This is a genomic window from Phenylobacterium sp. (assembly GCF_031181185.1).
Taxonomy (GTDB): Bacteria; Pseudomonadota; Alphaproteobacteria; order Caulobacterales; family Caulobacteraceae; genus Phenylobacterium.
The window spans coordinates 1-6701 of sequence record NZ_JAPSKZ010000191.1 but is presented as its reverse complement, the minus strand read 5'-3'; the positions used below and the strand labels follow the sequence as shown (position 1 = coordinate 6701).

The 6701-nt window shown below is 70.1% G+C and carries 9 protein-coding genes and 1 pseudogene; 9 read left to right on the top strand and 1 reads right to left on the bottom strand.

All coding sequences use genetic code 11. From position 1 onward, the window contains the following. The 9 genes and pseudogenes from glyA to RIF93_RS17475 form a co-directional block, all read left to right on the top strand. Positions 1-1162 (top strand): annotated as a pseudogene (gene glyA, locus RIF93_RS17515) (serine hydroxymethyltransferase); the annotation flags it as partial. Positions 1163-1193: 31 nt separating this feature from the next. Next, positions 1194-1664, top strand: a complete 471-nt coding sequence (gene nrdR, locus RIF93_RS17510; protein WP_309092736.1) for a transcriptional regulator NrdR — start codon at positions 1194-1196, stop codon at positions 1662-1664. A 1-nt stretch (position 1665) separates the two neighbouring features. Further along, positions 1666-2310: a RibD family protein gene (locus tag RIF93_RS17505; RefSeq protein WP_309092735.1), complete on the top strand. Its 645-nt coding sequence runs from the start codon at positions 1666-1668 to the stop codon at positions 2308-2310. A gap of 5 nt (positions 2311-2315) precedes the next feature. Beyond that, positions 2316-2906, top strand: a complete 591-nt coding sequence (locus RIF93_RS17500) for a riboflavin synthase (RefSeq protein WP_309092734.1) — start codon at positions 2316-2318, stop codon at positions 2904-2906. A 9-nt stretch (positions 2907-2915) separates the two neighbouring features. Beyond that, positions 2916-3380, top strand: a complete 465-nt coding sequence (locus RIF93_RS17495; RefSeq protein WP_309092733.1) for a 6,7-dimethyl-8-ribityllumazine synthase — start codon at positions 2916-2918, stop codon at positions 3378-3380. Then, positions 3377-3826, top strand: a complete 450-nt coding sequence (gene nusB, locus RIF93_RS17490) for a transcription antitermination factor NusB (protein WP_309092732.1) — start codon at positions 3377-3379, stop codon at positions 3824-3826. The genes RIF93_RS17495 and nusB overlap by 4 nt, the downstream gene beginning before the upstream one ends. Then, positions 3810-4757 (top strand): thiamine-phosphate kinase, encoded by a 948-nt coding sequence (gene thiL / locus RIF93_RS17485; RefSeq protein WP_375163889.1) that lies wholly within the window; start codon positions 3810-3812, stop codon positions 4755-4757. The genes nusB and thiL overlap by 17 nt, the downstream gene beginning before the upstream one ends. Before the next feature lie 219 nt (positions 4758-4976). Then, the gene (locus RIF93_RS17480; protein WP_309092731.1) at positions 4977-5855 is read left to right on the top strand and encodes a type III polyketide synthase; all 879 of its coding nucleotides are present in this window, start codon (positions 4977-4979) and stop codon (positions 5853-5855) included. Next, positions 5852-6352, top strand: a complete 501-nt coding sequence (locus RIF93_RS17475) for an isoprenylcysteine carboxylmethyltransferase family protein (RefSeq protein ID WP_309092730.1) — start codon at positions 5852-5854, stop codon at positions 6350-6352. The genes RIF93_RS17480 and RIF93_RS17475 overlap by 4 nt, the downstream gene beginning before the upstream one ends. On the opposite strand, the gene RIF93_RS17470 is transcribed toward RIF93_RS17475, so the two are convergent. Further along, positions 6349-6701, bottom strand: a 353-nt coding sequence (locus RIF93_RS17470) for a retropepsin-like aspartic protease (protein ID WP_309092729.1), incomplete at its 5' end; no start/stop codon positions are given. The genes RIF93_RS17475 and RIF93_RS17470 overlap by 4 nt on opposite strands.

Below are 6701 nucleotides of genomic sequence, written 5' to 3'. Positions count from 1 at the left end.
GTCCGAGAACATCGTCTCGAAGGCGGTGCTGGACGCGCAGGGGAGCGGGCTGACCAACAAGTACGCCGAGGGCTAACCGGGCAAGCGCTACTACGGCGGCTGCGAGGTGGTGGACGAGGTCGAGACCCTCGCCATCGAGCGGGCCAAGCAGCTGTTCGGCTGCGAGTTCGCCAACGTCCAGCCCCACTCGGGCAGCCAGGCGAACCAGGCGGTGTTCATGGTCACCATGACGCCGGGCGACACCTTCATGGGCATGAACCTGGACCACGGCGGGCACCTGACGCACGGCAAGAGCGTCAACCAGTCGGGCAAGTGGTTCCAGCCGGTGGCCTATGGCGTGCGCGCCCAGGACCACCTGATCGACTACGACGAGGCCTATGACGTCGCCAAGGCGAACAACCCGAAGGTGATCATTGCCGGCGGCTCGGCCTATTCGCGCCAGATCGACTTCGCGAAGTTCCGCGAGATCGCCGACGAGGTGGGCGCGATCCTGATGTGCGACGTGGCCCACTACGCCGGCCTGATCGCGGCGGGCGAGTACCCGAACCCGTTCCCTCATGCCCATATCGTCACGACGACGACGCACAAGACGCTGCGCGGTCCGCGGGGCGGGCTGATCCTGACCAACGACAAGAAGCTGGCCAAGAAGATCGACAGCGCCGTCTTCCCCGGCCTGCAGGGCGGACCGCTGATGCACGTGATCGCCGCCAAGGCCGTGGCGTTCGGCGAGGCGCTGAAGCCGGAGTTCAAGCTCTACGCCCGCGCCGTGATCGAGAACGCCCGGGCGCTGGCCGACAGCCTGCAGAGCGTGGGCTTCAAGATCGTCTCGAACGGCACCGACAGCCACCTGATGCTGGTGGACCTCACGCCGAAGGGCGTGAGCGGCGCGGCGGCCGAAGTGGCGCTGGAGCGCGCCGGCATCACGACCAACAAGAACTCGATTCCCGGCGACCCCCTGCCGCCGATGCAGACCTCGGGCCTGCGGGTGGGGTCGCCCGCCGGCACGACCCGCGGCTTCGGTCCCGGCGAATTCCGCCAGGTGGGCAAGTGGATTGGCGAGGTCCTGGACGCCGTGGCGACCGGCGAAGACTCGTCCGCCGTCGAACAGAAGGTGCGCGGCGAAGTCCTGGCCTTGACCAAGCGCTTCCCCATCTACTCCTAATAGGGGTAGATGGCCGCGGAGGGGCTAGATCATGCGCTGCCCGTTTTGTGGCCACGACGAAACCCAGGTGAAGGACAGTCGCCCGTCGGAAGACGGGGCGGCGATCCGCCGACGGCGGCTGTGCCCGCAGTGCGAGGGGCGGTTCACGACCTTCGAGCGCGTCCAGCTGCGCGAGCTGACCATCGTGAAGCGATCCGGGCGGCGTTCGCCCTTCGACCGGGACAAGCTGGCGCGGTCGGTGTCGATCGCGCTGCGCAAGCGACCGGTGGAGCCCGAACGCGTCGAGCGGATGATCTCGACCATCGTGCGCCAGCTGGAGAGCATGGGCGAGACCGAGCTGCCCTCGTCGACGGTGGGCGAACTGGTCATGAAGCAGCTGAAGCAGCTGGATGACGTGGCCTACGTCCGCTACGCCTCGGTCTACCGCGACTTCCGCGAGACCCAGGACTTCGCCCGCTTCCTCGGCGAGGAAGGGCTGAGCGAGGTCGAAGACGGACGCTGACGTGCCGGTCACCCTGAAGCTTGCGACCTCCCTCGACGGGCGGATCGCCACCGCCGCCGGCGAGAGCCGCTGGATCACCGGTGAGCCGGCCAGGCGGGCGGTGCATCAGTTGCGGGCCGATCATGACGCGGTCCTCGTCGGCATCGAGACGGCGCTTGCCGACGATCCGGAGCTGACGGTGCGGCTTCCGGGCTGGAACGGCCGCCAGCCCGCGCGGGTGGTGTTGGACAGCCGCCAGCGGCTGACACCGGAGTGCAAGCTGGCGAAGACGGCGCGCGAGATCTCGACCTATGTGGTCACGACTACGCCGCCCAAGCCGGAGCTGGCGGAGGCCGGTGTCCGCATCGTGGGCGTCCGCGCCGTCGGCGATGATCGTCCCGAGTTGAAGACGGTCGTGCAAGCCCTTGCCGCGGAAGGTCTTTCCCGGATCTTCGTCGAGGGCGGCGGGCAGGTGGCGGCGAGCTTCCTGCGCTGCGGCCTGGTGGACCAGCTGGAGTGGTTCCGGGCGCCTATCGTGATCGGCGGAGAGGGCCGGCCAGGCGTCGGCGCCTTGGCCGTTGCGGCGCTGGTCGATGCGCCCCATTTCCGGCGCGTGGAGGTCCGCGAAGTCGGCGACGACCTCTGGGAACGGTACGAGAGGGTCTAGTCCACATGTTCACCGGCATCGTCACCGACGTGGGGCGCGTGCGCGCCGTGCGCGACACCGACCGCGACCGCCGGTTCGAGATCGAGACGGGGTTCGACACCGCCACCATCGAGATCGGCGCCTCGGTCAGCCACGCGGGCTGCTGCCTGACGGTCGTCGAGAAGGGGCCGGGCTGGTTCGCGGTGGAGGTCTCGGGCGAGACGCTGTCGAAGACGACCCTCGACCAGTGGCGCGAGGGTCATCGTGTGAACCTGGAGCGCGCCGCACGGGTGGGCGACGAGCTGGGCGGGCACATCGTCTCGGGCCACGTCGACGGCGTGGGCGAGGTGGTCAGCGTCGCGGAGGAGGGCGGTTCGCACCGCGTCCGGATCCGTGTCCCGCGTCCGCTGCACCGCTACATCGCGCCGAAGGGCTCCATCACAGTCGAAGGCGTGTCGCTGACGGTCAACGAGGTGGAGGACGACGTCTTCGGCGTGAACCTGATCCCGCACACCTGGGACGTCACCACGCTGGGGGAGCTGAAGCCCGGATCGAGGGTGAACCTCGAGATCGACATGCTCGCCAGATATCTCGCCCGCTGGCGCGAAACCGCCTAAAGGGGCGGCATGAGCGACCAACCCCTCCGCATCCTTATCGTGGAAGCCCGCTTCTACGACGACCTCGCCGACGCCCTGCTCGAAGGGGCCACTGACGCCTTGAAGGCCTATGGCGCCGAGTACGACGTGGTCACGGTGCCGGGCGCGCTGGAGATCCCGGGCGCCATCGCTCTGGCGGAAGAGGCGGGCGCGGGTCCGAGCGGGCTGCGCTACGACGGCTATGTCGCCCTGGGCTGCGTGATCCGCGGCGAGACCTATCACTTCGAGATCGTCTCGAACGAGAGCGCGCGGGGCATCATGGAGCTGACCGTCCACAGGCGGCTCTGCATCGGCAACGGGATCCTGACGACCGAGGACGAGGAGCAGGCTTGGGCGCGGGCCCGCATCAGCGAGGGCGACAAGGGCGGCGGCGCGGCGCGCGCGGCCCTGGCGATGATCGCGCTCAAGCAGCAGCTGACGGCGGGTGGACGATGAGCGGCGGCAAGCAGTCCCGTTCGGTAGCGCGGCTGGCGGCGGTCCAGGCGCTGTACCAGATGGAGGTCTCCTCGGTAGGCGTGGAGGCGGTGATCCGCGAGTTCACGGACCATCGGTTCGACCGCGACGTGGAGGGCGAGACCCTGGCCACGGCCGACGAGGCGTTCTTCGCCGACCTGGTGCGCGGCGTGGTCAAGGAACAGAAGGCCATCGACGCGGCCATCGTGAAGCGGCTGGCCCAGGGCTGGCGGCTGGAGCGGCTGGACGCCACCGTGCGCGCCATCCTGCGGGCCGGCGCCTTCGAGCTGGTCCACCGGCCGGACGTGCCGACGGAAGTGGCGATCGACGAGTACGTCGAACTGACCAAGAGCTTCTTCGAAGGGCCCGAGCCCGGCTTCGTGAACGGCGCCCTCGACGGGGTGGCCAAAGATGTCCGGGCTGGATGAGTTCGGAGAGATCGCGCGGCTCTTCCGGCCGCTGACGCGCGGCGCCGCGGGCGCCTTCGACCTGATGGACGACGCCGCGGTCGTCCCGCAGCGCGCGGGTTTCGACCTGGTGGTCACCAAGGACGCCATCGTCGAAGGCGTGCACTTCCCGAACGGCGAGCCGCCCGACCTGGTGGCGCGCAAGCTGGTGCGGGTGAACCTGTCGGACCTCGCCGCCAAGGCCGCCGAGCCGTTCGGGGCCTTCCTGGCGGTGAGCTGGCCGCAGGGTTTCGGGGCGCGGGACCGGGAGCGGTTCGCGCAGGGCCTGGCGTCGGACCTGGAAGCCTTCGACGTGGACCTGCTGGGCGGCGACACGACTTCCACGCCAGGCCCCTTCACCTGCAGCCTGACGGCGTTGGGCTGGGTCCCGGCCGGGCGGATGATCCGGCGCGGCGGCGCACGTCCCGGCGACCGGGTGCTGGTCAGCGGCGCTATCGGCGACGCCACCCTGGGCTTGGCGGCCGTGCGCGGCGAGATCCCCGACTTCGATGGTCGCCTGACGCACCGCTACCGTCTGCCGGAGCCCAGGCTGGACCTGCGCGCCACGCTGCGCCGGCACGCCACCGCGGCGGCCGATGTCTCGGACGGACTGATCGCCGACGCGCGCCATATCGCCGAAGCGAGTGGCGTGGGGCTGTTCCTGGACCTCGACCAGTTGCCGCTCTCCGGCGCGGCGGCGACCTGGCTGGAGCGGCAGGAGGACGTGGCCGCGGCCCTGCTGCGGCTGGCGAGCGGGGGCGACGACTACGAGATCGTCTGCACCATGCCGTCGGGGGCCACACGGCCGCGTGGGTTCACCGTCGTGGGCGAGGTGCGCGAGACGCCGGGCCTGGAGGTCCGCGCCGCAGGGCGCACGGTGGACCCGGGCGCCGGCGGCTGGCGGCACAGGTGAGGAACCGTTGTCGGGAGGCGGGGTTGCTGATCGATGAGATCGAGCCGAACGCCAGCGCCCCCGGTAGGCCTGTTGTCCGTGGCGACGGCGCGGGCGCCTTACGAACTCGACCAGCGGGAGGTCGCGGACACCGCGCGTAAGCTCTTCGAGTCGCGCTTTCCCCATTTCCAGCGCCTTGCGCCCGTCTTTGGAACCGCGGGGATCCGCACGCGACAGGCCGTGAAGCCGGTAGACTGGTATCTCCAGCCCCGGGACTGGCCGCAGCGCATGGCGGCCTATCGCGAAGGCGCGCTGGACCTGTTCGTCGAGGCTGCGTCAGGGGCGCTGGCGGAGGCGGGTTTGAGCGCCGCCGAAGCGGACGTGATCGTCACGGTCTCGTCCACCGGCATCGCGACGCCGAGCCTGGAGGCGCTCGCGATGCAGCGCCTGGGCTTCCGGCCCGACGCGGCGCGGATCCCGGTCTTCGGCCTAGGCTGCGCCGGCGGCGCCACCGGCCTCGGCATCGCCGCGCGTCTCGCGGCCGGGACGCCGGGGGCGACGGTGCTGCTCGTGGCCGTGGAAGTCTGCACGACCGCCTTTCGCACCGACAGGATCGAGAAGGCCGATGTGGTCGCCACCGCGTTGTTCGGCGACGGCGCTGCGGCCTGCGTGCTTCGCGCCGAGACGGAAGGTTTCGCCGAGGTGCGGAGCTGCTCGGAGCACACCTGGCCGGGCACCCTGGACGTCATGGGCTGGCGGATCGACCCCGAAGGACTGGGGGTGATCTTCGCCCAGTCGATCCCTTCGTTCGCCCGCGCCCGACTGCGTCCAGCGATGGACGCCATGCTCGAACGCCAGGCGCTCGAGGTCGCCGACGTGGACCGCTTCATCTGCCACCCCGGCGGAATGAAGGTCATCCAGGCGTTGGAAGGCGCCCTGGAGCTGCGCCAAGGCGATCTCGATCATGAGCGTGAGGTGCTCGCCGACCACGGCAACATGTCGTCGCCGACCGTCCTGCATGTCCTGGACCGCGCCCGCCGGTCCGGCCTGCCGCCGTGCGCGGTCGTCACCGCGTTGGGGCCGGGCTTCACCTGCAGCACGGTCCGCCTGGCCGCATGACCGTCGCCGTCGCGATCCTGCTCTTCGTGACCGCCCAGCGGATCGGCGAGCTGATCCATTCGCGGCGCAACACGAAGCGGCTGCTGGCCAGGGGAGGGGCCGAGACGGGAGCGGGCCACTACCCCCTGATCGTGCTCCTGCACGCAAGCTGGCTCGCCGGCCTCTGGCTGCTCGCCTGGGATCGAACGCCGCATTGGGGCTGGCTCGCCGTCTATGGGGCGCTGCAGGCGCTACGCGTCTGGACGCTGGCCTCGCTCGGCTCCCGCTGGACCACGAGAATCATCATCGTCCCCGGTGAGCCGCTGGTGCGACGCGGGCCTTACCGGTTCCTGTCGCATCCGAACTACGTTGTGGTCGTCGGCGAGATCGCGGTCCTGCCGCTGGTGTTCGGCCTGTCGACCTACGCCCTGGTGTTCTCGATCCTGAACGCCCTGGTGCTGTGGATTCGCATCCGGCACGAGAACCGCGCCCTGGCCGAGGGCTCAGGTCGCGCCTAGACGTACTCGAAACGGACCGACGAGCGGCCGAAGTCGAGGGCCACCTGCTCGAACTGGGTGAGCAGGTCCATGCCGATGACGAGCGCCGGCTTCGTCTCCAGCTCCCAGATCTTGAAGACGTGCATGTCGGCGTAGGTGACCTGCACGTTGCCCAGGTGCAGCCCGCCCAGCCGCAGGAACGGCAGGAACACCGTCTCGCCGCGGAAGGTCTCGCCGGCCAGGGACTCCATCCGCACCTGCTGGGGCGGATCGACCTTGCCGCGCCGGCGCTCCGTGGCGCGGACGATCTCGCGCAGCGGCCTGTTGCAGAGCGTGCCCTGGGCGCCGGAATCGATGATCGCGCTGATGG

What these genes read in the sequence shown, in the direction of transcription:
- nrdR (WP_309092736.1), top strand. Translation starts at nt 1,194, where the DNA reads ATGCGCTGCCCGTTTTGTGGCCACGACGAAACCCAGGTGAAGGACAGT.
- RIF93_RS17500 (WP_309092734.1), top strand. Translation starts at nt 2,316, where the DNA reads ATGTTCACCGGCATCGTCACCGACGTGGGGCGCGTGCGCGCCGTGCGC.
- RIF93_RS17495 (WP_309092733.1), top strand. Translation starts at nt 2,916, where the DNA reads ATGAGCGACCAACCCCTCCGCATCCTTATCGTGGAAGCCCGCTTCTAC.
- nusB (WP_309092732.1), top strand. Translation starts at nt 3,377, where the DNA reads ATGAGCGGCGGCAAGCAGTCCCGTTCGGTAGCGCGGCTGGCGGCGGTC.
- thiL (WP_375163889.1), top strand. Translation starts at nt 3,810, where the DNA reads ATGTCCGGGCTGGATGAGTTCGGAGAGATCGCGCGGCTCTTCCGGCCG.
- RIF93_RS17475 (WP_309092730.1), top strand. Translation starts at nt 5,852, where the DNA reads ATGACCGTCGCCGTCGCGATCCTGCTCTTCGTGACCGCCCAGCGGATC.